We start from the raw sequence: 22,885 nt of genomic DNA on the forward strand, positions 1-22,885 counted from the left end.
ATTGTTTTACAGTCGTTGTAACGTCGGTTTGACGAACCTGTGCTTTTCCCTTACTCTGCGCCGCAGATTTTGTCGTGATACAGCAAGGCCGTAGAGGAAAACGTGAAGAACAGAACGCTGGGAAGTATTTTTATCGTCGCCGGAACGACGATTGGGGCTGGAATGCTGGCGATGCCGCTGGCGGCCGCGGGCGTCGGGTTTGGCGTCACGCTGGTATTGCTGGGCGTACTTTGGGCGCTGATGTGTTACACCGCCCTGCTGCTGCTCGAAGTGTATCAGCACGTTCCCGCCGATACCGGGCTGGGGTCGCTGGCTGGGCGCTATCTGGGCCGCTTCGGCCAGTGGATCACCGGCTTCAGCATGATGTTCCTGATGTATGCCCTGACCGCGGCCTATATCAGCGGCGCGGGGGAGCTCATCGCCTCCAGCGTTAACGACTGGTTCAACGCCGATATCACCCCTGCCACCGGGGTGATCTTCTTTACCCTGATTGGCGGCGGCGTGGTCTGCGTGGGCACCTCGCTGGTGGATCTCTTCAACCGCTTCCTGTTCTCGGCAAAAATCCTCTTCCTGGTCGTGATGCTGGCCCTGCTGGCACCGCATATTCATAAGGTCAACTTACTGACCCTGCCGCTGGAGAAAGGGCTGGCGTTGTCGGCCATCCCGGTGATTTTTACCTCGTTCGGTTTTCACGGCAGCGTGCCGAGCATCGTCAGCTATATGAATGGCAACGTGCGCAAGCTGCGCTGGATTTTTATTACCGGCAGCGCCATCCCGCTGGTGGCCTATATCTTCTGGCAGCTGGTCACCCTCGGCAGTATCAACTCTTCGAACTTTATGGGGATGCTGGCGAGCCATACCGGCCTGAACGGGCTGTTGCAGGCCCTGCGTGAAGTGGTTGCGTTGCCGCACGTGGAGCTGGCGGTGCACCTGTTTGCCGACCTCGCCCTGGCAACCTCGTTCCTCGGCGTGGCGCTGGGCCTGTTCGATTACCTTGCCGATCTGTTCCAGCGCAGCCGCACCCTGAGCGGGCGGATGCAGACCGGGGCGATCACCTTCCTGCCGCCGCTGGCCTTCGCCCTGTTCTATCCACGCGGGTTTGTGATGGCGCTGGGGTATGCCGGGGTGGCGCTGGCGGTGCTGGCGCTGCTGCTGCCGTCGCTGCTGGTCTGGCAGAGCCGTAAGCTGCATGCCACCGGCGACTACCGGGTACCCGGCGGTAAACCGGCGCTGTGTCTGGTCTTCGCCTGCGGGATTGCGATAATCCTTGTGCAGTTCGGCATTGCGGCGGGGTTGCTGCCAGAGGTGGGGTAACGTGCACTAATGCCCGGCGGCGCTTCGCTTGCGCGGGCCTACAAGAGGGTTTTGTAGGCCGGGTAAGCGAAGCGCCACCCGGCAGAAATGCGCGCTAAGTTAATGCAGACAGCAGTTCTTGAATTTTTTACCGCTGCCGCACGGGCAGGGATCGTTGCGGCCGACTTTGGTGCCGTTGATCACCGGCTGCTGGGTGACCGGCTCCTGCGGGTTGGCAATCCAGTAGTTATACAGACGCAGCGCCGCCGGACGAATGTTCTCGATGCTCTGCTGGAACTCCTCTTCGCTGAAGCTATCCAGACGCTCAAAGTTCTCTTCGGAGCCGTGCAGGGCAATCAAATCCAGATCGGCACGCAGGGATTCCGGCAGGGATGACCAGTCGGTCAACGCCACGCCGCGCATATAGCCGAAGCACCACTCCTCTACCACGGTATAAGTTTCGCCCTCGACGTCGTTCATGCCGAACATCGGTTCAAACTGTTCCGGGTAGTCGCTCAGGCGCTCGGCGATATCGTTCATGTGCTTGAAGCAGAGATCGATAAAGCGGTTCATCTCACGATCGTTCTTCCAGCGCGGAATGTTTTTCTCGCCGCCCCATACCGCCACCAGCCAGCGGTCCGGCTCAACCACCACCGGGCCGGACAGCACCGCGGTCATCATCCCGTCGAGCTCTGAGACGTCCAAAATGGACTCGCCGTCATGACCGTAGGTCATTAAGGTCTCTTCCAGCCACTCCATTTCGGTTTCGTTTAACGGGCCTTCGCTCATGGTAAATCTCCTGCAGAATTGAATTGCGTGCAGGGTAACACAGAAAGCGTGTTGAACTGTCCCCTTCCCCTGCTTATCCCGGGCGCTTTACTGGTGCAAATGCGTCTGAATCGTGACCATTGCACAACTTATGTGCTTTGTTGTTAATGAGATGTGATCCCCGCTGTAATTTCATTGCGTGGTGCCGGGTGGCTTAAAACGGCGCTCTATACTGAAAATTGTCGAAACACAGGCAATCTGCTGCCGTTCTGGCAACCATTTTGCTTACTGTTGTGCTGAGGGTAAAACCCTCAGGCAATCTCGCCTGTTTCTGCGGTATGTCGTCCGTTTAGTGCATTACGTTTTGAACACGTTTTGGATTGGGTACGCCTCCGGCGTTCGACTACACAGGGTTGTGCCAAAAACCACTCAGAAAAGGTACATAATAATGTCGCTGAAATTGATCAGAAGTCCTCTCTCTATCGTGCTGGCAGGGTGTCTGGTGACGGCGTTTTCCGCCCAGGCTGATATCGTCATTGGCGTGGCGGGTCCCTTCACCGGGCCGAACGCCACCTACGGGGACCAGTACTGGCACGGCGCGACCCAGGCCGCGGAAGACATTAACGCCGCGGGCGGCATTAATGGCGAGAAGATCAAACTGGTGCAGGGAGATGACGCCTGTGAACCGAAACAGGCCGTCTCGGTCGCTAACCGTCTGGTTGACCAGGATAAGGTCAAAGCCGTGGTCGGCCACTTCTGCTCCTCCTCCACCATGCCGGCCTCCGAGGTCTATAACGACGCCGGCGTACTGGCGATCACCCCCGGCTCCACCAACCCGCTCATCACCGAGCGCGGCATGAGCGACATGTTCCGCATGTGCGGTCGTGACGACCAGCAGGGTCAGGTCGCCGCTGATTTCATTATCGATAAGCTGAAAGCCAAACGGGTGGTGATCATTCACGATAAAGACACCTACGGCCAGGGGCTGGCGGATGCCACCAAAGCGGCGCTGGCGAAACGCGACGTTAAGGATGTGATGTACGAAGGCCTGTCGCGGGGCGAAAAAGACTTTAACGCGCTGGTGACCAAAATCGGTGCCCAGAAGCCGGACGTGGTCTTCTTCGGCGGCTGCCATCCGGAAGCGGGCCCGCTGGTGCGCCAGATGCGTGAGCAGGGCGTGCAGGCCAAATTCTTCTCCGGCGACTGTATCGTCAACGAAGAGATGGTTACCGCCGCCGGGGGCGCGCAATACACCAACGGCATCTATATGACCTTCGGCAAAGACCCGCGCCTGATCCCGGAAGGCAAAGCGGTGATCGACAAATTCCGCGCCAGTAAATTCGAGCCGGAAGGCTATACCCTCTACTCCTACGCCTCTATCCAGGCCATTGCTGCGGCCTTTAAAGCTGCGGGCGGTGCCGATCCGGCCAAAGCCAGCGAATGGCTGAAGGCTAATTCGGTGGATACCGTGATGGGCAAAAAATCATGGGACAGCAAAGGCGACCTGAAAGTCTCCGACTACGTGGTGTACGAGTGGGACGACAAGGGAAAATATAAGGAAGTGCAGTAACGGGACGGAATCACGCTCAACGTCGGTATGGCGACATACCGACGCAGTATAAACATCGGGCCGCGCCCTGAACGGGCGGCCTAAAACACGAGCGCGCGATGATGGAAACTTTCTTTCTGCAGCAGTTAATCAATGGCTTAACGCTGGGGTCGGTCTACGGTTTGATCGCCATCGGCTACACCATGGTCTACGGCATTATCGGCATGATTAACTTCGCCCACGGCGAAGTGTATATGATCTCCGCCTATCTCTGCGCCATCGGCCTGGCGCTCCTCTCCTTCTTCGGGCTGGAATCCTTTCCGCTGCTGATCCTCGGTACGCTGGTGTTCACCATCGTGGTGACGGGGGTCTATGGCTGGACCATCGAGCGGATCGCCTATAAACCGCTGCGTAACTCCACGCGCCTGGCCCCGCTGATCTCCGCCATCGGCATGTCGCTGATCCTGCAAAACTACGCCCAAATCAGCCAGGGGCCGCGCCAGCAGGGGGTCCCCACCATGCTCGACGGGGTGCTGCGTTTTCATATTGGCGAGGGCTTTGTGCAGATCACCTACACCAAAGTCTTCATTCTGATCGCCTCGTTCACCGGGATGCTGCTGCTCACCTGGATAATCAGTAATACCCGGCTCGGGCGGATGTGCCGCGCCGTGCAGCAGGATCGCAAGATGGCGTCGATTCTGGGTATCAATACCGACCGGATCATCTCCCTGGTGTTCGTGATTGGCGCGGCGATGGCCGGGCTGGCAGGAGTGTTGATCACCATGAACTACGGCACCTTTGATTTTTACGCCGGTTTTATCATCGGGATTAAAGCCTTTACCGCCGCCGTTCTCGGGGGGATAGGCTCCCTGCCCGGCGCGATGCTGGGGGGCCTGATCCTCGGCATTGCCGAGGCGCAATTCTCCGGCATGGTGAACTCCGACTATAAGGATGTGTTCTCCTTTGGATTGCTGGTGGTGATCCTGATTTTCCGTCCTCAGGGACTGCTTGGCCGCCCTGTCGTGGCCAAGGTATGAGGGAAAAAAGATGACTGCACAAATCGTTTCGCAACCCGCATCCCACGAGGGTTTTTCGCTTAAGCGCTGTCTTCTCGACGCCATTTTTGCCGGCATGGTGGCGCTGATCGTTTTTGGTCCCATCGCCGGCGTGGTGCTGGATGGCTACAGCTTTAACTTCGAAGGGCGGCGGCTGGCGTGGATCATTGCCACGGTGATGACGGGCCGTTTCTTACTGAGCGCCTTTTTAACCACCGCGCCGGGCCGACGGGTGATGGCCCGCTTCGACAACGATAACTCGGGGGTCTACGTCCGCCCGCCAGAGTACAAAAGCCGGATGCGCTGGATCCTGCCGCTGATTATCGCCCTGGCGGTCTGTTTTCCGTTCGTCGCCACCAAGTACGTGCTGACGGTGGCAATCCTCGGTCTGATCTACGTCCTGCTCGGCCTCGGGCTGAACATTGTGGTGGGGCTAGCGGGCCTGCTGGACCTCGGCTATGTCGCCTTTTACGCTATCGGCGCCTACGGCCTGGCGCTGGGCTATCAGTATCTGGGGCTCGGCTTCTGGACTATGCTGCCGCTGGCGGCGCTGATGGCCGCTGCGGCCGGGGCTCTGCTCGGCTTCCCGGTGCTGCGCATGCACGGCGACTATCTGGCAATTGTGACTCTCGGCTTCGGGGAGATCATCCGCCTGGTGCTGAACAACTGGCTGACCTTCACCGGCGGGCCGAACGGTATCTCCGCCCCGCCCCCTACCCTGTTCGGGCTGGAGTTTGGCCGTCGGGCGAAAGATGGCGGCGTGCCCTTCCACGAGTTCTTCAACCTGACCTTTAACCCCAATCTGAAGTTCATCTTCATCTACGCCATTTTGCTGCTGGTGGTGCTGCTGGTGCTGTACATCAAGCACCGCCTGACGCGGATGCCAATTGGCCGCGCCTGGGAGGCGCTGCGTGAAGACGAGATTGCCTGTCGCTCCATGGGCCTCAACCATGTGCTGGTCAAGCTGTCGGCCTTTACCCTCGGGGCCTCTACCGCGGGCATTGCCGGCGTGTTTTTCGCCACCTATCAGGGGTTTGTTAACCCCACCTCGTTCACCTTCTTTGAGTCGGCCCTGATCCTCGCCATTGTGGTGCTAGGCGGGATGGGCTCCACCCTCGGGGTGGTGCTGGCGGCCTTTGTGCTCACCGTCACCCCCGAACTGCTGCGCACCTTCGCCGAGTACCGCGTGCTGCTGTTCGGCGTCCTGATGGTGGTGATGATGATCTGGCGACCGCGGGGGCTGATTCGCATCAACCGTAGCGGCTTCGCGGTGCGAAAAGGAGTGGCGCCATGAACGGGACCATTTTAAGCGTGGAGCATCTGATGATGCACTTTGGCGGCATCAAGGCGCTTAACGACGTGAATCTTGAGGTGCAGCGCGGCTCTATCACCGCCCTGATCGGGCCGAACGGTGCGGGGAAAACCACGGTGTTCAACTGCCTGACCGGGTTTTATAAAGCCTCCGGCGGCAATATTTTGTTCAATACCCGCAGCAAAACGACCAACGTGATTCAGATCCTCGGGCAGAAATTCCAGCCGGGGGACTGGATCAACCCGGCACAGTTCGGCCAGCGTCTGTTTTATAAAATGTTTGGCGGCACCCATCTGGTCAACCGCGCCGGGCTGGCGCGTACCTTCCAGAACATCCGCCTGTTCCGCGAGATGTCGGTGGTGGAGAACCTGCTGGTGGCGCAGCATATGCAGGTGAACCGCAACCTGCTGGCCGGGGTGTTGAACACCTCCGCCTACCGCCGGGCGGAGAGCGACGCCCTGGACCGGGCCTTTTACTGGCTGGAGGTAGTGGATCTGGTGGACTGCGCCAACCGCCTCGCAGGCGAAATGTCCTACGGCCAGCAGCGGCGGCTCGAGATTGCCCGCGCCATGTGTACCGGGCCGGAAATGATCTGCCTCGATGAACCGGCCGCCGGACTCAACCCGGTGGAGACCCACACGCTGAGTAACATCATCCGTTTCCTGCGCGATCGCCACGACATTACCGTCCTGCTGATCGAACACGATATGGGGATGGTGATGGAGATATCGGATCACATCATCGTCCTCGACCACGGGGATGTGATTGCTCAGGGCAAACCGGAGCAGATCCAGCACGATGAAAAAGTCATTGCCGCCTATCTGGGCACCGATGAAAGCGAGGTCAGCGTATGAGTGAGGCAATGCTGGAGTTTCGTCAGGTGGATGTCTATTACGGGGTGATCCAGGCGCTGAAGCAGGTTTCGTTGCAGGTCAACCCCGGCGAAACCGTGGCGCTAATCGGCGCGAACGGGGCGGGCAAATCGACCCTGCTGATGTCCATTTTCGGACAGCCCAGGGTACGCGACGGGCAAATTCTGTTTTGCGGCGAAGACATCAGCCATAAATCGACCCACTACGTGGCCTCGGGCGGCATCGCCCAGGCCCCGGAGGGACGGCGCATCTTCCCCGATATGACCGTCGAAGAGAACCTGCTGATGGGCACCATCCCCATCGGCAACCAGTATGCGACAGAGGATCTCCAGAGCATGTTTGACCTCTTTCCGCGTCTGAAAGAGCGGCGTAAACAGCGGGCGATGACCATGTCCGGCGGCGAGCAGCAGATGCTGGCTATCGCCCGCGCCTTAATGAGCCGGCCAAAACTGCTACTGCTTGATGAGCCGAGCTTAGGGTTAGCGCCGATAGTGGTGAAGCAGATCTTCCAGACCCTGCGCGAGCTGGCGCGCAACGGGATGACGATATTTCTCGTGGAACAGAACGCGCACCATGCGCTAAAGCTCTCCGATCGTGGATATGTAATGGTCAATGGCCAGATCCGCCTGAGCGGCAGCGGCGAGGAGCTGCTCGGCAATCAGGACGTCAGAAAGGCCTATCTGGGCGGCGTGTAGCCAGGACGATCCCGCCAGTCAGGTCTCCCTGACTGGCGTCACTCGTGGAGATCGTCAGGAAGCTGCGCGTACGCCACTTTCTGCTGCTTAAAGTTGCTCACCGAGGGGGAGCCCACATCCTGCTCCGAGACAAAGGGGTATTTCGGGCTTAACTCTTTGGCCTCGATCCCGGTCCAGACGGAGAAGAAATCGAGAAAATCGTTGGCAGAGCGGCGGGCTTTAATCAGGCGATGCTCTTTGTCGTCACTCGACATGATCATAAAGGGCACCTGATAGTTTTGCTGGAAGGCATCACCATGCCCCATATACTGGCCCCCGGTCAGACGGGATTTATAGGTCAGACCGTGATCGGAGAAATAGACCATCGAGAAGCTGTCGCCGGTATTTTGTAGCTGCTGATAAAGCTGTTTTAACAGGGTGTCGGTCTGGGTGATGCTATAGATGTAGCAGGAGGTCTCTTTCGACTGTACAAATTCGGTATATTTTCCCTGGGTGCGCTCGCAGGCCTGGGGATGCGAGCCCATTAAATGCAGGACGATCAGCTGCGTTTGGCTGTGGCGGGTAGAGAGCACCTGCTGCGTCATCTGCAATAAGGCTTCATCCCGGGGATTATTTTCATCTTCATAATACCCTTTGCGCAAAAACTGCACGTTATTCGCACGCTTCGCAATACTGGCGACAGCGGTATCGTTTTCCCCAATTTGTCCCTGATTGGAGAACCACCAGGTCTGGAATCCGGCGCGGTTTGCCAGCGTGACGAAGTTATTCTGATACTCCGGATTCCCCCCGTTCACCCGGGTCATGGACAGGCCCAGTGAGGTTTGGGTGGAGGCGCTGGAGGAGACAAAATCCGTGAACAACGTGCCGTTAACCGTGCTGGCAAAGGGGGTGTTATTCCACTGCCCGCCAAAAGCTCCCAGGGCATCCCGACGCGCACTTTCACCGATCACCACCACGTAGTTGTGGTAGCGGGGCTTCACCGCCAGCACGGTCCAGTTGTCCTTCATTTTAGCCAGCTCCAGCATGTGCGCTTTTTCCTGCACCACTTCGTGGTTGTTGATCACCACGTCCTTCACGAAGCGGAACACCGGATAGCCCACATCCAGCAGGGTAAAGCTTCCCCAGTGGACCAGGTTTTTCATCGGCGTCATAAAGAAACAGGCGACGCTGAAGGCCAGACAGAGCATATCCACGCGGCGCCACGCCATATTCGGCGTAATTTTACGCCGCAGCGCGACCCCGCCTAGTGCCAGAATAATTAATGAAACCAGATAGCTGTGCCAGGGGAATATCGTCAGGATCTCAACGGATTCAGTCACGTTGGTGGAGTGTAGCGCCAGCAACGTATTAAAATTCGGCGCGCCATAGGCCTGTTGAAACGGGAAGTACATTGCCGCCAGCAGGCTGCACAGGGCAATAAACCCTTTCTGCACGCGCGGCGCGATCCGCCAGAGAACAAATAATACGCAGCTAAAGGCCACCGAATAGATCAGGCTGAAAGAATACCCAAACGAATAATTAATCAGCACGGACTGGAGAAAATAAAAAGCTGTCCATGGATTAAGCGTAATATCGCGGATCCAGAGGGTATATTTACTCGCGGTTATATTCATATTGACCGTAATCCACAATAAGCCGCAGCAAAATGCTGGCGCCAAGGATCAAAAAAACCGCCGGAAAGGCGATATAGGGATAAAAATGGAGCATTTTAGAGAGAAACTTATCCAAAGATAGAGCGCGGGGGTGGGAAAATCAACGTTTTGTCATCTCATCTTCAGCAAATTGAAGCAATATCATCATAATTTATTAATAATTGTGTGGTAGCGCGTCTTTCTCACAATTTAAGAAAGACGCAAAGGCGATAATATGAATTAAACCATCATCAATTATTATTATTTTTACGGTTTTTCAATGCGGTTCACGGTTGCCGTATAGCCGGTTTTTGCCACCGCCTGTAATAACGTCTCCGTCGGGAATCCCTCCGGGACGATGACGTCAGTTTGCCGCGTCTTCAACGACGCTTTCGCTTTTACCACCCCTTCCGTTTCACGCAGGGCCTGGTTGACCGAAATCACGCACAGCGAGCAGGTCATGCCCTGCACATCCAGCACCACTTTTTCATTTGCAGCCTGCGCGCACAGGGGCAGTAACAGACCCGCAGTTATCAGCAGTCGTTTCATTCCATCACCTCATAATACCAGGCCACCACCGTGGGGTAGAACAGCACCAGCAACAGTACCGGCAGCGAGAGCCAGAACAGCAGACGCATTTGCCCCAGCGTCATCCGCCCGGTACACCACGGCCGCGTTGAAAAATAGAGCCGCCAGAACACCCGCAGCATCAGTGCTGACGAGAGCAGGATCATCGGCACCCGCAGGAACTCAAGCTGGCTGAGGCCGGCAAAACCGGCGGCCGAGATACCAAACAGCAGATAGAGCAGCGGCCCGACGCAGCACAGCCCGGCGGTGACGGCCGCCGCGGCCGCCGTCAGCAGGGTCAGCCCTGCACCCTTAGCGTTGTTCTGTTGAGACATAGTGGTACGTAAACACCTTTGGATCGTAAAAATTGAGTGGGTCGCCGTCCACCTCGGCATAAGGGTAGCCAAAGTTATTCACCGCGCCCTGCTCCGTCGCCGGGTACAGCTCGAAATCGCGCCCGTAGTTGAAGCCCACCCAGTTCATCTCCCAGTTGCCAAACAGGTACGTATTCACCGCCTGCACATCGGGATCCTGATGGGCTTTTTTCTCCGCCAGACGCATTTTGGTGACGTCCGCCGGATCGCACGGCAGCCAGCCGTATCCCGCCAGATAAAATTCCGCCCGGCAGTGCTGCCCGCCGCTGACGTCGGAGACGCCCGCGCTGTCGGCCTTGCCGAAGGCGCTGGCGGAGTAACGCTCCAGTTTATTGGCCCGGCCCAGGCGGATGCCGAACAGCTCCCGCGCCGGAATGCCGCTGGCCCGCGCCAGGGCGACAAACACCGAGCTGATGTCGGTGCATTTGCCGCTGAGCTTGCCGCTTTGCAGAATGGTGGCCACATCGCCGGTGCCACAGCCAATCACGTCGTTATCGCGCTCCATATGGCTGCTGACCCACTCGTAGATTAGGCGCGCTTTCTTCAGCGGATCGGTTTCGCCGGCGGTGATTTTTTGCGCCGTTTCGCGCACCAGGCCATCAACCGGGGTATGGGTTGTCGGCAGCAGGTACGGCTTGACCGCCAGCGGATAGACGATCTGTTCCGGTGCCTGCCAGTGTTTCAGAGCCTCATGCTTCAGCGGCTCCCAGTCTGCCGTTTCGATCTCCAGATCGAGCTGGAGCAGCAGATCGCCGTCGGATTTTGGCCAGGTCGCGAACAGCGTTTTGGCTCCATAGGCGTTGTTGGTGGTGATATACGCCTGCTGGTAGTTACCGCTGAACGTCAGGCCGGTCATCTGCTGAAAGGCGGTATCCACCGGTAACGGGATCCAGAGTTTGACTGTCCCGCTGGAGCCCTGCGGCGGTGCCAGTTTATAGGTTTGTGACAGGACAAAACGACGGCGCATCAACGGCGCGGCGAGCGGAGCGCTGTTTTGCGCCACCGTCTGGCTGGCAACGACCGGGCCCACTAAGCCTGCGGCAGAAAGAAGAACGCTGGATTTAAGAAATTGTCGACGCTGCATGGCTATCTGTCCCTTGTAAATGAATGTTCATCACAGCAGACAGGGGCTGGCGCGGAGTGATAGAGATGATTCATCAATAACAGACCTGTTAACTGTGAATGAAAGATTAAGCGCCGTTATTAGGCGGCATTCTGGCGGGGTTGTACAGGCATGAAGGCAAAAAATCGAAAATAACCGCAACAATTGCAGGGCGAGAGATCGGGATTGGCTAAATAGTGTGCGGCCTGCGCGCCCTCACCCCATCCCTCTCCCTGAATGAAGAGGAACCGACCGTACGCTTATTTTATTCGCGAACAAATATTGGCAATGATTATTCTCACCTAATATTAAAAATGAACACGGCTATCTCAACCAACACATCGTCATTATCACTTTAATTTTTTTACCACCCTACAGAGGTATGAGATGAGAAAAATATGCTTAACAAAATTATTGTCTGCGAGTTTGCTCGGGCTGATGGTTTTCTCCACCGCTGCAATGGCAAAAGAAATTGAAGTGGTCAATATCTCAAAAATAGATGGCATGCCCTGGTTTAATCGCATGGGTGAAGGCGTCACGAAAGCGGGCAGCGACCTCGGGATAAAAGCTTCTCAGGTGGGGCCATCCAGTACCGATGCGCCGCAGCAGGTCAAAATCATTGAGGACTTAATTGCTAAAAAAGTCTCCGCGATCGGTATCGTTCCTAATGACGCCGATGTTCTCGAGCCGGTATTCAAAAAGGCGCGTGAGGCGGGCATCGTGGTATTAACCAATGAATCCCCGGGGCAACCCAGCGCCAACTGGGATATGGAAATTATCGATAATCAGAAATTTGCCGCCGACAACGTTGAAGAGATGGCGAAAGCCATGGGCGGTAAAGGGGGTTATGTCATCTATGTCGGCAGCCTGACCGTGCCGCAGCATAACCTGTGGGCGGATCTGTTCGTGAAATACCAGAAAGAGCATTACCCGGAGATGCATGAAGTCACCAACCGGATGCCGGTGGCTGAAAACATCGATGACGCCCGACGTACTACCATCGATCTGATGAAAGCCCATCCCGACATGAAAGGGATCGTCTCATTTGGCTCTCAGGGCCCTATCGGTGCAGGCCGCGCGGTGAAAGAGAAACGGGCGAAAGGCAAAGTCTTTGTCTACGGTATGATGATCCCATCCCAGGCCGCCTCGCTGATTAAAAGCGGCGATATTGCCATGGGTATCACCTACGATCCGGCTTCTGCGGGTTATGCCATCACCGCCATCGCCGACAAGGTCCTGAAAGGCGAAGAGATTACCCAGGGTCTGGAGATCCCGAACCTCGGTAAAGCGGACGTCGATAGCGAAAAACGCATTATCAAGTTCCACAAAGTCCTGCGCGTCACCAAAGAGAATATCGATAGCCTGTATTAATCGGTTGAACCCGCACGCCCTGTCAGGGCGTGCGGCATGTGCCCCTGAGAGGTAGATATGGCGCCCTTTATTTCACTTGGTAAGATCAGCAAGACTTTCTACGGTGTGAAAGCGCTGGATAACATCAACCTGACGCTGTTACCCGGAGAAGTTCACTGTCTGGCCGGGCAGAACGGCTGCGGTAAATCGACGCTGATTAAAATCATCTCCGGCGTCTATAAACCCGATCCCGGTTTTGAGATCGCCATCGAGGGTAAACCTTACGCCCATCTTTCACCCATCGACTCCGTTAAAGCCGGAATTCAGGTTATCTATCAGGATCTCTCCTTATTCCCCAATTTAACCGTTGCGGAAAATATCGGTATTCACCAGCACCACCACCATCTGCTGGTCAACAAGCGCGAAATCCGCCGTATCGCAGCGCTGACGATGAAGAGTATCGATGCGAAATTAGATCTGGATGCCAACGTGGACTCCCTGCCCATCGCCCAACGCCAGATCGTGGCCATCTGCCGGGCGCTGGCCCAGGAAGCCAGGCTAATTATTATGGATGAACCCACCGCCTCGCTGACTATCCAGGAGGTAAAGGGGCTGCTGCGGGTTATCGGCGACCTGAAGAAAAGAAATATCTGCGTGGTTTTTGTCAGCCACCGGCTGGATGAGGTGCTGGAAATCTCCGACCGTATCAGCGTGCTGAAAAACGGCAGCCTAATCGGCACCTTCCCCGCCAGCGAGATCAATAATAAAAAGCTGGCGTTCCTGATGACCGGCAAAGAGTTCTCGTATGCGGTCCTGCCGCCGATTGAGAAAATTGGCGAGGTGGCGCTTAAGGTCACTAACCTTACGAAAAATCAGCAGTATAAAGACATCTCTTTCCAGATCCATCAGGGGGAGATCCTGGCCATAACCGGGCTGCTGGGTGCCGGGCGCACGGAGCTCTGCCTCAGCCTGTTCGGGCTCACGAAGCCCGATTCCGGCGAGATAGAACTGGAGGGCAAAGCGGTCCATTTCGCCAGCAACCGGGATGCGGTGAAAGCCGGAATTGGCTATGTCCCGGAGGACCGGATGAGCACCGGCCTGGTGATGGAACAGTCGATCAATGACAATATTATCTCGACCATACTGAAGCGGCTAAAAACGCCCTTCAGGCTGTTGGACAGGTCAAAATCGGACCGCATTGTCGCGGAACTCGTCGAGCAGCTGAGCATAAAAATTGGCAGCGTGGATCTGCCCGTTAACACCCTCTCCGGCGGCAATGCCCAGCGCGTGGCGATTGCCAAATGGCTGGCCATCAACCCTAAAGTACTGATCCTTGACTCGCCCACCGTCGGCGTCGACATTGCCAATAAAGCCGGGATCTACCAGATCATCTCTGCCCTGTCGCGCAAGGGGATCGCGGTGCTGATGATCACCGATGAGATCGACGAAGCCTTCTTTAACAGCCATCGGATTTTAGTGATGCGCAAGGGCGAGATCGTCGCGGAGATCCTCCCGGAAAAGACCACAGAGGCCGCGCTGGCAGAGGTCGTCAATGGTTAAGAAAATCGGGGTGAAAACCCATGAGCTGTTCCTCGGGCTGACCATTATTTTGATTGGCGGCTATCTGTCGTTTGCCAGCGCCGATTTTATGACCCTCGGCAATATCTACGACCTGATCAACAACTACGCCATGTTAACCATCCTGGCCTGCGGCCTGTTCATCGTCCTGATCTCCGGCGGGATCGATATCTCATTCCCGGCCATGACCATCATCTCCCAGTACGTTATGGTCACCCTGATACAGGGCACCAGCGGCAACTTTGCCCTGGCGTTTGCGCTGTCAGGCGGGCTGGGTTTACTGCTCGGCCTGGTCAACGCCACGCTGGTTAACCGGCTAAAGGTACCCTCCATCATCATTACCATTTCAACCCTGAATATTTTTTACGGCCTGCTGCTGTACCTGACCAAAGGAGTCTGGCTGTACAGCTATCCGGAGTGGTTTGAACAGGGGGTGATGCTGTTTAAATTCACCGCTGCCGATGGCTACGATTACGGTTTAAGCCTGCCAATCCTTACCCTGCTGATGGTGGTAGCATTAACCGGCTTTATCATGAACAAAACAAGCATTGGCCGGATGATTTACGCCATGGGCGGTAACCGCGAAGCGGCCTCCCGGATGGGATTCGGCATCTTTAAAATGCAGTTGTTTGTTTACGGCTATATGGGGCTGATGTCCGGCGTGGCTGGCGTGGCCGGCGTGGTCCAGTCCGCGACCGTCTTAACCGTCGCCCCCGACTCCCTGCTGGGCTATGAGCTGACGGTGCTGGCGGCGGTGGTGTTAGGCGGAACCAGTATTGTCGGCGGGCGCGGGACCTTACTCGGCACCCTGTTGGGGGTGATTTTACTGGCCGTGATACAAAACGGCCTCAATCTGACAGGGGTCTCCTCTTACTGGCATACGGTCGTTACCGGTGTGGTGATCGTCACCAGCATCAGCATGACGGCATGGAGTCAGCGCAAAGGTCAGGGAGTAGCAGCATGAACGCCAGAAAAACCCAGGATCGCGTTGAGATTTACCTGAGTGTGTTAATCGCCGTCGTCGTGATCGCGTTTAGCTTCCTTATCCCCTCTGTCTTCTGGTCGTCAGCCAACTTCCAGTCTGTCGCCTCGCAGATGCCGATCCTCGGGGTACTGGCGTTAGCCATGGCGGTCACCATTCTTACCGGTGGGATCAACCTGTCCATCATCGCCACCATGAACGCCTGTGGGCTGGTGATGGCCTGGGTCGCCACGCATTATCCCCCGACCCTCAGCAGTATGCTGCTGGTGCTGGCGGCCGGACTGGCCATGGCTATCGTGATTGGATCGGTTATTGGATTTTTGGTTGCCGTGGTGCGGGTTTCGCCGATTTTGGCGACGCTCGGGATAATGACCCTGCTGAAGGGGATCAATATTCTGATCTCTAAAGGCTCGTCGATCTCGAATTTCCCCGACACCATTCTGGCGATTAACAGCACCAATATCCTCGGCATTCCGTTGCCGTTACTGGTGTTTCTGGCTGTGGTGGCGGTGCTGTGGGTGATCCTCGAAAAATCCGCCTTTGGGCGCACGATTTACCTCATCGGCTCGAATGAACAGGCAACCCACTACGCCGGGATCAACACCCGTAAGACCCTTATCTGGGTTTATATACTTTCATCGGTATTGTGCGTGATTGCCGCGCTGCTGATGATGTCCAAGCTGAACTCGGCCAAGGCCTCTTACGGTGAGTCTTATCTGCTGGTATCGATTCTGGCGGCGGTGCTGGGCGGGGTAAACCCCGACGGCGGCTTCGGCAAGGTCTTTGGCATGGTGATGGCGCTGATCCTGCTGCAGATGCTGGAGAGTGGTCTGAACATTCTCGGGGTGAGCAGCTATATCACCATGGCCCTGTGGGGCGGCCTGCTGCTGGCGTTTATTTTCCTGAAGGGGGCTAATTTGTCGCGCCTGTTCAGCCGATCCTGATCGTCAGAGGAGGTAATCCGAAGGCGGTCACCCATCGCGAAATGATGTCAGATAAGCCAAATTTCAGGCACAAAAAAACCACCTTTCGGTGGTTTCACGACACTGCTTATTGCTTTGATTATTCTTTGCTTTCCCATGGTAGCCGGAGTGGGACTTGAACCCACACAGCGCGAACGCCGAGGGATTTTAAATCCCTTGTGTCTACCGATTCCACCATCCGGCCTCGGGAAGAAAGTGGAGGCGCGTTCCGGAGTCGAACCGGACTAGACGGATTTGCAATCCGCTACATAACCGCTTTGCTAACGCGCCTTAAATCTTTTGTCTTGCGACTGACACCCGCTATTGCGACTGTCTTAAATTTGGAGCGGGAAACGAGACTCGAACTCGCGACCCCGACCTTGGCAAGGTCGTGCTCTACCAACTGAGCTATTCCCGCAATCATCAAGTCATTGTGCTAATCACTTGATTTTTTTATCGACTAACGAACCGTGCCGTCGTTCGATGCGTTGCATTCTACTTACCTGACGCTTTGAGTCAACGTTATTTTTCTTAACTCAAGATCGTTTGCTGAAAATTACGGCGAAACGATCACTGATCAAGCAAATCGCCGCGTGCAGCGTTCAAATATTGCAACATTGACCAGAGCGTCAGCACTGCCGCGACCATAAACAAGCCGATACCAGCCCACTCCACCCACTCGTTAGGACGCCACAGCATCCACACCAGCGCCGCCATCTGCGCGGTGGTTTTCACCTTGCCAATCCAGGAGACCGCCACGCTGCTGCGTTTACCCAGCTCGGCCATCCACTCGCGCAGGGCCGAGATGATAATTTCACGGGCAATCATGGTGGCGGCAGGCAGTGTCACCCACCAGCTGTGATAATGCTCCACCACCAGCACCATGGCGATGGCGACCATCACCTTATCGGCTACCGGGTCGAGGAAGGCGCCAAAACGGGTGCTCTGGTTCCAGCGACGCGCCAGATAGCCGTCAAACCAGTCGGTCACGGCCGCGACAAAAAAGATCAGGGCACAGGCAAAAGGCGCCCAGACGAAAGGCAGGTAAAACGCCAGCACAAAGAAAGGGATAAGGACGACGCGGAAAAGCGTTAACAACGTAGGGATGTTTAATCGCATAGTGACGGTAACTGTTTGTTGTCAGTAATTATTAGCCCTATGTTGCTACAGAGCCCTCAATGTTTCAACGAGTAGTAGATCTTTTCTGCCAGCCCCTGCGAAATACCCGGCACTTTTGCAATTTCCTCCACGCTGGCGTTGAGTAATCCTTGCAAACCGCCCATGTATTTCAGCAGCATCTGGCGACGCTTTGGCCCGACCCCTTCGATCGTTTCCAGCGTACTGGTGTTTTTGACCTTTGCCCGTTTCTTACGATGGCCGCCGATCGCATGATCGTGCGACTCGTCGCGAATATGCTGGATCACATGCAGCGCGGGTGAATCCGGCGGCAGGCTAAAGCCCTCCCCTTCCGGTTCCAGGAACAGCGTTTCCAGCCCGGCTTTACGGTCAGTGCCTTTGGCCACGCCCAGCAATAGCGGATGATGCTTATCCCAGGGGACATCCAGCTCGGCAAACACCGATTTTGCCTGGCCGAGCTGCCCTTTACCACCGTCAATGACGATAACGTCCGGGATCTTACTCTCTTCAATGGCTTTGCCGTAGCGGCGGCGTAACACCTGATTCATTGCGGCGTAGTCATCCCCGGGGGTGATGCCGGTAATGTTGTAGCGACGATACTCCGCGCGCAGCGGCCCGTTGGCATCGAACACCACGCAGGAGGCAACGGTCTGCTCACCCATCGTGTGGCTGATGTCGAAACACTCCATCCGTTTCACTTCTGGCAGCTGCAGCGTCGTCGCCAGCGCGGCAAGACGCTGATGAACGGTGGACTGCTGAGACAGTTTGGTGCTCAGTGCCGTCGCCGCGTTCGTGCGCGCCAGCTTAAGGTAACGGGCCCGATCGCCACGCGGTTTGGTCTGAACGTTCACCCGACGACCTGCCAGCTCCGACAGGGAATCGGACAGCAGCGTCTTATCGCTCAAATTAAAATCGAGCAAAATCTCCGACGGCAGGGTTCGCATTTGGCTGCCCTGCAAATAGAACTGGCCGACAAAGGTCTCCACCACTTCGCCCAGCTCGGTGCCGCCCGGCACTTTCGGGAAGTAGCTGCGGCTGCCCAGCACCTTGCCCTGACGGATAAACAGCACATGCACACAGGCCATGCCTGCATCAAAGGAGACGCCAATCACGTCCAGGTCATCGCCGGTATTGGAGACAAACTGTTTTTCCGTGACCCGACGTACGGCCTGGATCTGATCGCGGATCCGCGCCGCCTCTTCAAAGTTCAGCGCCTGGCTGGCCTTCTCCATGCGGGCAATCAGCTGGGTCAGGACCTGATCGTCTTTACCGGCGAGGAACAGGCGCACATATTCTACCTGCTGCGCATACTCCTCTTCGCTGACCAGCCCTTCCACACAGGGCCCGAGGCAACGACCAATCTGATACTGCAGACAAGGACGGGAGCGGTTGCGATAGACGCTGTTTTCGCACTGGCGAATCGGGAAGATCTTTTGCAGCAGCGCCAGCGTTTCCCGCACGGCATAACCGTTAGGGAACGGGCCGAAGTACTCGCCTTTCGCATGTTTAGCGCCGCGATGGGTCGCCAGACGCGGATGGGTATCGCTGCTGAGAAAGATAAACGGATAGGATTTGTCATCGCGCAGCAGCACGTTGTAACGCGGCTGATAGAGCTTGATGTAGTTATGCTCCAACAACAGCGCTTCGGTCTCCGTGTGGGTCACAGTGACATCGATCTGCTGGATCTGAGCGACCAGCGCTTCTGTTTTGCGGGAGGCAAGATTGCTGCGGAAATAGCTGGAAAGTCGCTTTTTGAGATCTTTCGCTTTTCCGACGTAGATAACCGTCCCGCCGGCGTCATACATCCGGTAGACGCCTGGCTGGCTGGTAACAGTTTTCAGGAAAGCACTGGATTCAAACACATCACTCACTGACTAATTAGGGTCTCGGCATTGCACAGACCATGACGGATGGCCAGGTGAGTGAGTTCAACGTCGCCATGTATGTTCAGTTTACTGAACATACGGTAGCGGTAGCTGTTCACCGTTTTCGGGCTGAGATTAAGCTGCTCGGAGATCTCATTCACCTTTTGGCCTTTGGTAATCATCAGCATAATCTGCAATTCGCGCTCAGACAAACTGGCAAAGGGTGATTCGGTCTTTTCTGGCTCAATCTGGCTGAGTGCCATCTGCTGTGCGATATCAGAAGCGATATAGCGCTGCCCGGAAAATACGGAGCGGATCGCATTGACCATCTCCTGGGGAGCTGCGCCTTTGCTTAAATAGCCAGCAGCGCCGGCCTGCATTACTTTTGCAGGAAGGGGATTTTCAGTATGAACCGTCAGCATGATCACTTTGGTATCAACAAAGGATCGCGCGATTTTGCGCGTCGCTTCCAGGCCGCCGATGCCGGGCATGTTCATGTCCATCAGGACAACGTCAGCGCTATTCGACCGGCACCATTTTACGGCATCTTCACCGCAGCAGGCCTCACCAGCGACTTTAATACCTTTTATATCTTCAAGAATGCGTCGTATCCCTGCGCGCACCAGTTCGTGGTCATCAACAAGAAGGACGTTGATCAAAGGAAATTCTCCAGAATAGGGATAACGGCTACAGACAGTTAATTCGGCATATATTAACGGTTTTTATCCGAAACTGAAAACGTTAAAAAAAGCATGGCTTCGACAATGCTCTCTTTTTTGGAAATTAAGTTGTACATCAACTGGAAACGGAAGCCTTGCGCGATGCGCCTTCGGCCACTTTTTTTAGGCGGATGTTTTCAAAAACTTACAAATTTTAAGCACTCTATTAATGCTGTTAAAATACACCTTTTAAATTTGTAACAATAATTAACTTCCCTCCTACCTTCGTTAAACAATTAACCCACACTAAAGTCTTAGAAAATTCAGCGTTAATCTTTGTTCATTTGAATAAACAAAACGGGAGAAAGTACAAAAAACAAGCACTGCGTTTTTCCTGACGGCTTGTGATATACTCCGCCGCCTTAACTTTGATCTATGCGCTTAAGCGCTGTTTTTATCACGAGGAAAATAAATGAGCACACCTGATTTCGCCACTGCGGAGAATAATCAAGAACTGGCACAGGAAGTCTCCTGTCTGAAATCCCTGCTGACCCTGATGCTGCAGGCGATGGGTCAGGCGGACGCCGGCCGTGTGATCATTAAGATGGAACGCCAGATTGCCCAGATGGAAGACCAGGCTCAGGCCGAGGTATTTTCCAGCACCGTTAAGCAGATCAAGCAAGCTTACCGTCAATAAAACAAAAACGGCTGAACGCAGTGCATTCAGCCGTTTACTCGCCTGCCACGCAGAACAGAAGTGTAGTCAGATAATCCCCGTCGCTGCCGCATAGCACGCTATCTGCGTCTTGTTCGGCGCATTGAATTTCTTCTGCATATTTTTCTGATGGAAGTTCACCGTATTTTCAGAAATAGAAAGAATGATGGCTATTTCTGCCGATGTTTTCCCTTCCGCCGTCCATTTCAGAATCTCTTTCTCGCGCTTGCTGAATTTCATCTCCGGTGGCATCACCATTTCATGTTCCAGCCGTAGCAGCGTGGTCAACGCCAGTTGCACCAGAATTTGCAGACGCAATTCAACCACTTCACCCGCCATAAGGTTCACGGACAGACTGGTACTGGAGACCGACAGAAATCCCATCGCATGATTAGGCAGCATCAGGCACTGGGTGATCCCTTTACGCAGCCCGTGGTCGCGCGCGCCGTCCCATAACGGTTGCGCCTCTGCAAATAAGGCATCGTTCCAGGGTAAATGCCCGTGAACGAAATTCTCGGGTTTGAGCACCGGATCGATGGTAAAGAAATTTTCTGCGTGATACTGGGCCATCCACTGTTGCGGATAGGTCGAATGTACCGAGACTTTAGGCCGCGTGAAAGGTACCGGATGACGAACGCAGAGGGAAAAGAAATCGTACCCCAGGTTCTGAGTTTGTCGCTGAAGTTCGGGATATACCTCGTCGGCAGAAGTCATCTCCTGAAAACGGAGGAAGCATTCCCGTCGCCATGTGAAAAAATCTAAATCCTTCATACTGACCGAATTAAGCCCCTGTAAAAGATAATCATTATTATGGATTCTTAAACTAACACATAAATCTTATTTATATGTATAAAATATCGACCCAACGATAATTATCTACACATTTTATACACTTAGGGCGGTTAAGACGGGATAAAATCAGGATGGCATTCATAGCGTGGGTGAATATATTGCTCCGGCGTTTAATTCCGGAGCAATTGAGAACAAATATGCTACTGCATGAGGAATTTTTCGAGGAATTGCCGGGTGCGCGGCTGCTGAGGATCGGCAAACAATGATTTTGCCGGCCCCTGCTCAACGATACGCCCCTGATCCATAAATATGGCCCTGTCCGCCACGTCGCGGGCAAAACTCATCTCGTGGGTGACGATCACCAGGGTACGCTTTTCCTGCGCCAGCTGACGAATGGTGTTCAGCACTTCCCCCACCAGCTCCGGATCCAGCGCCGACGTCGGTTCATCAAAGAGGATCACGTCAGGACGCATCGCCAGCGCGCGGGCAATCGCCACCCGCTGCTGCTGCCCGCCGGAGAGACGACGCGGGTAGCTGCTCTCCTTGCCGGACAGCCCTACCTTCGCCAGCAGCTCGCGGGCGCGGGCGGTGGCCTCCTCTTTCGGTTCGCCTTTGACAATCACCGGCCCTTCAATGATGTTCTCCAGCACCGTGCGATGAGGAAACAGATTGAAGCTCTGGAAGACGAAGCCAACGTGCTGACGCAGGCGGCGGATCAGTCCCTTTTGCTGGCTCAGCGACCTGCCGGTATCGATGGTGATCTCCCCCACGCGGATGGTGCCGCCTTCCGGGTGTTCCAGCAGGTTGATACTGCGCAGCAGCGTGGTTTTACCGGAGCCGCTTGGCCCGATGATCGCCACCACTTCGCCCTCCTGCACTTCCAGGTCGATCCCGTGCAACACCGTCTGGCCGTGAAACTTCTTCACCAGGTTTTTAACGTCGATAGCACTCATTTCGGATCACGCTCCTGGCGGTTAAGCTGGTTTTCAAAATAGTTTTGCAGCGCCGACAGCACCGTCGCCATCACCCAGTAGATCAGCGAGGCGGCCAGGTACATGGTGAAAACCTCCAGCGTGCGCGAGGTGATCAGCTGCGCCTGGCGGAACAGCTCCGGCACCTGAATGGTGGCCGCCAGCGAGGTGTCTTTCACCAGGCTGATAAAGCTGTTGCTCAGCGGCGGCAGCGCTACCCGTGCGGCCTGGGGCAGGATTGCCCGGCGCAGGGTTTGCCATGGGGTCATGCCGATACTGGCTGCAGCTTCCCACTGCCCTTTTTCAATAGAGGAGATTGCCGCGCGCAGGGTTTCCGCCGCATAGGCAGCAGTATTAAGCGACAGACCGATCATTGCCGCCGGGATGGGATCCAACTCAATGCCAAACTGTGGCAGGCCGTAGTAAATCATGAAAAGCTGGGCAATCAGCGGCGTGCCGCGGAAGATGGAAATATAAAAACGCGCCAGCCAGCGCACGGGCAGCAGAGGCGACAGGCGCATCAGCGCCAAAACAAAGCCCAGCAGCAGCCCAAAGAACATCCCGCCAATACTCAGTTGCAGCGTAAACACCGCACCTTTCAGCAGGTAAGGCAACGAATCCATCACCAGTTGAATACTTTCTTGCATTATGATTTT

General features: G+C 55.6%; 22 protein-coding genes and 3 tRNA genes. 11 read left to right on the forward strand and 14 right to left on the reverse strand.

Annotation, left to right across the window (positions count from 1 at the left end):
• Window positions 1-102 precede the first annotated feature (102 nt).
• Window positions 103-1,314 carry a tyrosine transporter TyrP gene (gene tyrP, locus ES815_RS01400; RefSeq protein WP_142486272.1) on the forward strand — a complete coding sequence of 404 codons (1,212 nt, stop codon included), beginning with the start codon at window positions 103-105 and terminating at the stop codon, window positions 1,312-1,314.
• A 99-nt stretch (window positions 1,315-1,413) separates the two neighbouring features.
• Here tyrP and ES815_RS01405 read toward each other — a convergent pair whose 3' ends face one another.
• On the reverse strand, window positions 1,414-2,082 hold the full coding sequence (locus ES815_RS01405; RefSeq protein WP_142486273.1) for a YecA family protein: 669 nt from the start codon (window positions 2,080-2,082) through the stop codon (window positions 1,414-1,416).
• Window positions 2,083-2,509: 427 nt separating this feature from the next.
• Between ES815_RS01405 and ES815_RS01410 the strand changes: the two genes are divergently transcribed.
• The 5 genes from ES815_RS01410 (at window position 2,510) to ES815_RS01430 (ending at window position 7,544) form a co-directional block, all read left to right on the forward strand.
• A complete protein-coding gene (locus ES815_RS01410; RefSeq protein WP_142486274.1) occupies window positions 2,510-3,631 on the forward strand; it encodes a branched-chain amino acid ABC transporter substrate-binding protein in 1,122 nt (373 codons plus the stop codon).
• A 101-nt stretch (window positions 3,632-3,732) separates the two neighbouring features.
• Window positions 3,733-4,647, forward strand: a complete 915-nt coding sequence (locus ES815_RS01415; RefSeq protein ID WP_059309089.1) for an ABC transporter permease subunit — start codon at window positions 3,733-3,735, stop codon at window positions 4,645-4,647.
• A 10-nt stretch (window positions 4,648-4,657) separates the two neighbouring features.
• Complete coding sequence (gene livM / locus ES815_RS01420) at window positions 4,658-5,959, forward strand: high-affinity branched-chain amino acid ABC transporter permease LivM (protein ID WP_142486275.1); 1,302 nt, start codon at window positions 4,658-4,660, stop codon at window positions 5,957-5,959.
• Entirely contained in the window at window positions 5,956-6,831 is an 876-nt protein-coding gene (locus tag ES815_RS01425) for an ABC transporter ATP-binding protein (protein WP_142486276.1), read from the forward strand. Before livM ends, ES815_RS01425 begins: the two co-directional genes overlap by 4 nt.
• Complete coding sequence (locus ES815_RS01430; RefSeq protein WP_142486277.1) at window positions 6,828-7,544, forward strand: ABC transporter ATP-binding protein; 717 nt, start codon at window positions 6,828-6,830, stop codon at window positions 7,542-7,544. The genes ES815_RS01425 and ES815_RS01430 overlap by 4 nt, the downstream gene beginning before the upstream one ends.
• A 38-nt stretch (window positions 7,545-7,582) precedes the next feature.
• On the opposite strand, the gene ES815_RS01435 is transcribed toward ES815_RS01430, so the two are convergent.
• The 4 genes from ES815_RS01435 to ES815_RS01450 all read right to left on the reverse strand — a co-directional run bounded on the left by ES815_RS01435 (window position 7,583) and on the right by ES815_RS01450 (window position 11,200).
• Window positions 7,583-9,157, reverse strand: a complete 1,575-nt coding sequence (locus ES815_RS01435) for a sulfatase-like hydrolase/transferase (protein ID WP_142486278.1) — start codon at window positions 9,155-9,157, stop codon at window positions 7,583-7,585.
• 285 nt (window positions 9,158-9,442) lie between these two features.
• Entirely contained in the window at window positions 9,443-9,724 is a 282-nt protein-coding gene (locus tag ES815_RS01440; RefSeq protein WP_142486279.1) for a heavy-metal-associated domain-containing protein, read from the reverse strand.
• The gene (locus ES815_RS01445) at window positions 9,721-10,077 is read right to left on the reverse strand and encodes a mercuric transporter MerT family protein (protein ID WP_142486280.1); all 357 of its coding nucleotides are present in this window, start codon (window positions 10,075-10,077) and stop codon (window positions 9,721-9,723) included. Before ES815_RS01445 ends, ES815_RS01440 begins: the two co-directional genes overlap by 4 nt.
• Window positions 10,055-11,200 carry a transglutaminase-like domain-containing protein gene (locus ES815_RS01450; protein ID WP_142486281.1) on the reverse strand — a complete coding sequence of 382 codons (1,146 nt, stop codon included), beginning with the start codon at window positions 11,198-11,200 and terminating at the stop codon, window positions 10,055-10,057. The genes ES815_RS01445 and ES815_RS01450 overlap by 23 nt, the downstream gene beginning before the upstream one ends.
• Before the next feature lie 405 nt (window positions 11,201-11,605).
• Here ES815_RS01450 and ES815_RS01455 point away from each other — a divergent pair, with 405 nt between their 5' ends.
• Genes ES815_RS01455 through ES815_RS01470 form a run of 4 tightly spaced genes read left to right on the forward strand, consistent with a single transcriptional unit; the run spans window position 11,606 to window position 16,072 of the window.
• Entirely contained in the window at window positions 11,606-12,589 is a 984-nt protein-coding gene (locus tag ES815_RS01455) for an autoinducer 2 ABC transporter substrate-binding protein (RefSeq protein ID WP_142486282.1), read from the forward strand.
• Between the two features lie 57 nt (window positions 12,590-12,646).
• The gene (locus ES815_RS01460; protein WP_142486283.1) at window positions 12,647-14,128 is read left to right on the forward strand and encodes a sugar ABC transporter ATP-binding protein; all 1,482 of its coding nucleotides are present in this window, start codon (window positions 12,647-12,649) and stop codon (window positions 14,126-14,128) included.
• Window positions 14,121-15,110: an ABC transporter permease gene (locus ES815_RS01465; RefSeq protein ID WP_142486284.1), complete on the forward strand. Its 990-nt coding sequence runs from the start codon at window positions 14,121-14,123 to the stop codon at window positions 15,108-15,110. Before ES815_RS01460 ends, ES815_RS01465 begins: the two co-directional genes overlap by 8 nt.
• Window positions 15,107-16,072 (forward strand): ABC transporter permease, encoded by a 966-nt coding sequence (locus ES815_RS01470; RefSeq protein WP_142486285.1) that lies wholly within the window; start codon window positions 15,107-15,109, stop codon window positions 16,070-16,072. The genes ES815_RS01465 and ES815_RS01470 overlap by 4 nt, the downstream gene beginning before the upstream one ends.
• Window positions 16,073-16,208: 136 nt before the next feature.
• Here the strand turns inward: ES815_RS01470 and ES815_RS01475 are convergent.
• The 6 genes from ES815_RS01475 to uvrY form a co-directional block, all read right to left on the reverse strand.
• Window positions 16,209-16,295, reverse strand: a tRNA-Leu gene (locus ES815_RS01475).
• A 12-nt stretch (window positions 16,296-16,307) separates the two neighbouring features.
• A tRNA-Cys gene (locus tag ES815_RS01480) sits at window positions 16,308-16,381 on the reverse strand.
• Between the two features lie 51 nt (window positions 16,382-16,432).
• Window positions 16,433-16,508, reverse strand: a tRNA-Gly gene (locus ES815_RS01485).
• Window positions 16,509-16,660: 152 nt separating this feature from the next.
• Window positions 16,661-17,209 carry a CDP-diacylglycerol--glycerol-3-phosphate 3-phosphatidyltransferase gene (gene pgsA, locus ES815_RS01490; protein ID WP_032612063.1) on the reverse strand — a complete coding sequence of 183 codons (549 nt, stop codon included), beginning with the start codon at window positions 17,207-17,209 and terminating at the stop codon, window positions 16,661-16,663.
• A 56-nt stretch (window positions 17,210-17,265) separates the two neighbouring features.
• Window positions 17,266-19,098 (reverse strand): excinuclease ABC subunit UvrC, encoded by a 1,833-nt coding sequence (uvrC, locus tag ES815_RS01495; RefSeq protein WP_142486286.1) that lies wholly within the window; start codon window positions 19,096-19,098, stop codon window positions 17,266-17,268.
• Window positions 19,095-19,751, reverse strand: a complete 657-nt coding sequence (uvrY, locus tag ES815_RS01500) for a UvrY/SirA/GacA family response regulator transcription factor (protein WP_142486287.1) — start codon at window positions 19,749-19,751, stop codon at window positions 19,095-19,097. The genes uvrC and uvrY overlap by 4 nt, the downstream gene beginning before the upstream one ends.
• A 472-nt stretch (window positions 19,752-20,223) precedes the next feature.
• Between uvrY and ES815_RS01505 the strand changes: the two genes are divergently transcribed.
• On the forward strand, window positions 20,224-20,448 hold the full coding sequence (locus tag ES815_RS01505) for a DUF2594 family protein (RefSeq protein ID WP_103180123.1): 225 nt from the start codon (window positions 20,224-20,226) through the stop codon (window positions 20,446-20,448).
• 66 nt (window positions 20,449-20,514) lie between these two features.
• On the opposite strand, the gene sdiA is transcribed toward ES815_RS01505, so the two are convergent.
• The 3 genes from sdiA to tcyL all read right to left on the reverse strand — a co-directional run bounded on the left by sdiA (window position 20,515) and on the right by tcyL (window position 22,876).
• Complete coding sequence (sdiA, locus tag ES815_RS01510) at window positions 20,515-21,237, reverse strand: transcriptional regulator SdiA (protein WP_142486288.1); 723 nt, start codon at window positions 21,235-21,237, stop codon at window positions 20,515-20,517.
• A 221-nt stretch (window positions 21,238-21,458) separates the two neighbouring features.
• Window positions 21,459-22,211 carry an L-cystine ABC transporter ATP-binding protein TcyN gene (gene tcyN, locus ES815_RS01515; RefSeq protein ID WP_142486289.1) on the reverse strand — a complete coding sequence of 251 codons (753 nt, stop codon included), beginning with the start codon at window positions 22,209-22,211 and terminating at the stop codon, window positions 21,459-21,461.
• Window positions 22,208-22,876: a cystine ABC transporter permease gene (tcyL, locus tag ES815_RS01520; protein ID WP_142486290.1), complete on the reverse strand. Its 669-nt coding sequence runs from the start codon at window positions 22,874-22,876 to the stop codon at window positions 22,208-22,210. The genes tcyN and tcyL overlap by 4 nt, the downstream gene beginning before the upstream one ends.
• Window positions 22,877-22,885: the final 9 nt, after the last annotated feature.

This window comes from Leclercia adecarboxylata (assembly GCF_006874705.1).
Lineage (GTDB): Bacteria > Pseudomonadota > Gammaproteobacteria > Enterobacterales > Enterobacteriaceae > Enterobacter > Enterobacter adecarboxylatus_C.

Excerpts from the sequence above, each read along its gene's own strand:
- ES815_RS01405 (WP_142486273.1), bottom strand. The coding sequence starts at position 2,082 with ATGAGCGAAGGCCCGTTAAACGAAACCGAAATGGAGTGGCTGGAAGAG.
- ES815_RS01410 (WP_142486274.1), top strand. The coding sequence starts at position 2,510 with ATGTCGCTGAAATTGATCAGAAGTCCTCTCTCTATCGTGCTGGCAGGG.
- ES815_RS01415 (WP_059309089.1), top strand. The coding sequence starts at position 3,733 with ATGGAAACTTTCTTTCTGCAGCAGTTAATCAATGGCTTAACGCTGGGG.
- livM (WP_142486275.1), top strand. The coding sequence starts at position 4,658 with ATGACTGCACAAATCGTTTCGCAACCCGCATCCCACGAGGGTTTTTCG.
- ES815_RS01425 (WP_142486276.1), top strand. The coding sequence starts at position 5,956 with ATGAACGGGACCATTTTAAGCGTGGAGCATCTGATGATGCACTTTGGC.
- ES815_RS01430 (WP_142486277.1), top strand. The coding sequence starts at position 6,828 with ATGAGTGAGGCAATGCTGGAGTTTCGTCAGGTGGATGTCTATTACGGG.
- ES815_RS01435 (WP_142486278.1), bottom strand. The coding sequence starts at position 9,157 with ATGAATATAACCGCGAGTAAATATACCCTCTGGATCCGCGATATTACG.
- ES815_RS01440 (WP_142486279.1), bottom strand. The coding sequence starts at position 9,724 with ATGAAACGACTGCTGATAACTGCGGGTCTGTTACTGCCCCTGTGCGCG.
- ES815_RS01445 (WP_142486280.1), bottom strand. The coding sequence starts at position 10,077 with ATGTCTCAACAGAACAACGCTAAGGGTGCAGGGCTGACCCTGCTGACG.
- ES815_RS01450 (WP_142486281.1), bottom strand. The coding sequence starts at position 11,200 with ATGCAGCGTCGACAATTTCTTAAATCCAGCGTTCTTCTTTCTGCCGCA.
- ES815_RS01455 (WP_142486282.1), top strand. The coding sequence starts at position 11,606 with ATGAGAAAAATATGCTTAACAAAATTATTGTCTGCGAGTTTGCTCGGG.
- ES815_RS01460 (WP_142486283.1), top strand. The coding sequence starts at position 12,647 with ATGGCGCCCTTTATTTCACTTGGTAAGATCAGCAAGACTTTCTACGGT.
- ES815_RS01465 (WP_142486284.1), top strand. The coding sequence starts at position 14,121 with ATGGTTAAGAAAATCGGGGTGAAAACCCATGAGCTGTTCCTCGGGCTG.
- ES815_RS01470 (WP_142486285.1), top strand. The coding sequence starts at position 15,107 with ATGAACGCCAGAAAAACCCAGGATCGCGTTGAGATTTACCTGAGTGTG.
- pgsA (WP_032612063.1), bottom strand. The coding sequence starts at position 17,209 with ATGCGATTAAACATCCCTACGTTGTTAACGCTTTTCCGCGTCGTCCTT.
- ES815_RS01505 (WP_103180123.1), top strand. The coding sequence starts at position 20,224 with ATGAGCACACCTGATTTCGCCACTGCGGAGAATAATCAAGAACTGGCA.
- sdiA (WP_142486288.1), bottom strand. The coding sequence starts at position 21,237 with ATGAAGGATTTAGATTTTTTCACATGGCGACGGGAATGCTTCCTCCGT.
- tcyN (WP_142486289.1), bottom strand. The coding sequence starts at position 22,211 with ATGAGTGCTATCGACGTTAAAAACCTGGTGAAGAAGTTTCACGGCCAG.
- tcyL (WP_142486290.1), bottom strand. The coding sequence starts at position 22,876 with ATGCAAGAAAGTATTCAACTGGTGATGGATTCGTTGCCTTACCTGCTG.